Source organism: Actinoplanes sp. NPDC051633, assembly GCF_040681735.1.
Taxonomy (GTDB): Bacteria; Actinomycetota; Actinomycetes; order Mycobacteriales; family Micromonosporaceae; genus Actinoplanes.
Genome location: NZ_JBFAZH010001319.1, coordinates 1 through 1,987 on the forward strand (window position 1 = coordinate 1; position 1,987 = coordinate 1,987).

The following is a 1,987-nucleotide window of genomic DNA, read 5'->3' on the forward strand; positions in this document are numbered from 1 at the left end:
AAGGCTCAGCGGCCGGAAGCAGCACGGCCCTGTGGAGGTCCCGGCTGCATCGCGGCTTCGGCGACGCGCCTGAGACCCGTTTAAGCCGTGCGAACGCGGGGACGCCGGGGGCTATGGAACGAGGGAGCAGCAAGCACGGACCGCGCGTCGACGAGCAGATGGGCCAGGAGGTGCGCGCCGCTCTTCAGGGCAGCACCGAATCGCGGGCCGAGGAGTGGAAGATGGCCGAGCCCTCCGGCGAGGACCAGCCGGAGCCGACACGGTTGACCAACGCCGATGCCGCGAACGACCTCAGCCGCTTCGGGCGTTACATCGGTCTGTCCGCCATGCCGGGGGACCGCGACGCGCTGATCCGCAGCGCCGAGATCCTCACCGCCCCGGACGATGTCCTGGCGGACCTGCGCCGGCTGCCGGACGGCGTCATCTATCACACGGTCACGGAGATCTGGGCAGCGCTCGGACGCGGGTCCGCCGAGCGGAGGCCGGACGCCGGCTGAGCGGCGACCACCGGCGTGTCGTCATGGCCGGCGTTCCTCGATGATCTCCGCGGCGACAGCTCGCCGGATCTTGGCGCGCAGGGCCATCGCGCCGATCAGACCCTCGACCAGTTCCCGGCCGCCGGGCTCCAGCGCGTCATGGTCCCAGCGATCGGCGGAATCCGGCTCGTAGGCTGCCCAAACCCCGATGGTCAGCGCCGACAGCGAGCCGGTCCGGCGGCTGTAGAGATTGAGCGCTGCGATGGTCGTGCCGGATCCGGCGAACAACGGGATCGACAATGACGTCTTCATGCCGAAGCTGGTAGCGGCGTCGCGGAAAGAGGGCCAGGTGATCGTGGCGGCGATGTCGGGCACGGCAGCCGGATGGCTCGCTTCGAGGGCTTCCAGGCAGGGGCCGGCCCTGTCGCCGTACTGGGCCTGATCGACGGCGACCGCGAGATCACTGCTGGCCGCGACGGTGGCGTACCCGCCCTCGTGCCTGCTGGTCACCGAAGCGCAGTCGACCGCTGTGATGAGGTTCGCGGCCAGCTCAGCAACGACGATGAGATCCGTCCCGATACGGAAACTGTCGTCCGGTGTGCCGGCCAGCGTCAGCAACCGGTCCTCAAGCAGGCCGGTCGTCCGCGCGCGCCCGGGCGGCGACGCCACTAGATGCCCGACGGTGTGCCCGGACTGTCGTCCGTGGATCCCTGACCGAGGTTGCTCCGCCTGCCGGCCACGGCTGGATCCGGTGACAGGTTCGGCTGTCCACCCTGCTCGCCGGCCTGTGGTTCGTGCTCCTGGTCGGGATCGTAGGCCAAGGGCTTGTCCTTGGTACGCACGTCTGTGCCGTCCTGCGCCGTCGGGTCTTCGCCGGCGCGCTGCTCGCCGATGTTTCCGCCCGGCACGGCTGTGGGCTCACTGCCTTCGTTGAGCGGGTTGTTCTCGTCTACACCCCATGGCTGGTCCGTCATGAGGCGTGCCTACCCACTGAGGCTCGTGTTATTCGACGTCCGCATAACCGCGACGCCCATGGGTAAGCGGCCGCGTGGCGCCATGGCGGCCGCCGCCATGGCGGGAGGAGGCACGAAGATGAGTGTGAATCCGGAAGCGTTGGGCCGGCCGAGCGAGGACGCGGACGAGCATCTGAAGAGCGCCAACGTCGACGATCCGCGATCCGACCCACGGGCGCCCGCAACCGAACCGGCCGGGCGGGACGATCCGCAGGAGCGGCCGGAGCCGCAGCGGACGGAATAGCGCCGCCGGCGCCGGGTGTCGGATGCTCTGCCCGGCGGGCCGGGCAGAGCATCGATGCGACCGTCTCGACGATCAGCGGGTCGCGCGTCCGGTCAACTTGTCGCGCAGCCGGTCGACCAGTCCAACGCCCGGACCGACGAGCTTGTGGAACAGCTGGTTGTTCGGCGCACCGGGGTGAGGGCGGGTCGGCGCCAGCTTCTTCGCCGTCTCGACCTTGCCGGCGAGCTGGATCAGCTCCTCCTGGGGGATCCGGC

General features: G+C 70.0%; 4 protein-coding genes and 1 pseudogene. 2 read left to right on the plus strand and 3 right to left on the minus strand.

The genetic code is table 11. The features are described 5' to 3' along the window. The first annotated feature begins 113 nt into the window (after positions 1–113). On the plus strand, positions 114–497 hold the full coding sequence (locus AB0M20_RS40515; protein ID WP_364306505.1) for a DUF2795 domain-containing protein: 384 nt from the start codon (positions 114–116) through the stop codon (positions 495–497). A gap of 21 nt (positions 498–518) precedes the next feature. Here the strand turns inward: AB0M20_RS40515 and AB0M20_RS40520 are convergent, their stop codons facing one another. Together AB0M20_RS40520 and AB0M20_RS40525 are read right to left on the minus strand one after the other, a co-directional pair. Beyond that, positions 519–1,145, minus strand: a complete 627-nt coding sequence (locus tag AB0M20_RS40520; RefSeq protein ID WP_364306499.1) for a GAF domain-containing protein — start codon at positions 1,143–1,145, stop codon at positions 519–521. Beyond that, the gene (locus AB0M20_RS40525) at positions 1,145–1,450 is read right to left on the minus strand and encodes a hypothetical protein (RefSeq protein ID WP_364306501.1); all 306 of its coding nucleotides are present in this window, start codon (positions 1,448–1,450) and stop codon (positions 1,145–1,147) included. The genes AB0M20_RS40520 and AB0M20_RS40525 overlap by 1 nt, the downstream gene beginning before the upstream one ends. A 118-nt stretch (positions 1,451–1,568) precedes the next feature. Between AB0M20_RS40525 and AB0M20_RS40530 the strand changes: the two genes are divergently transcribed. Beyond that, positions 1,569–1,733: a hypothetical protein gene (locus AB0M20_RS40530; RefSeq protein WP_364306503.1), complete on the plus strand. Its 165-nt coding sequence runs from the start codon at positions 1,569–1,571 to the stop codon at positions 1,731–1,733. Positions 1,734–1,805: 72 nt separating this feature from the next. Here AB0M20_RS40530 and AB0M20_RS40535 read toward each other — a convergent pair. After that, positions 1,806–1,987: pseudogene (locus AB0M20_RS40535) on the minus strand (hemerythrin domain-containing protein); the annotation flags it as partial.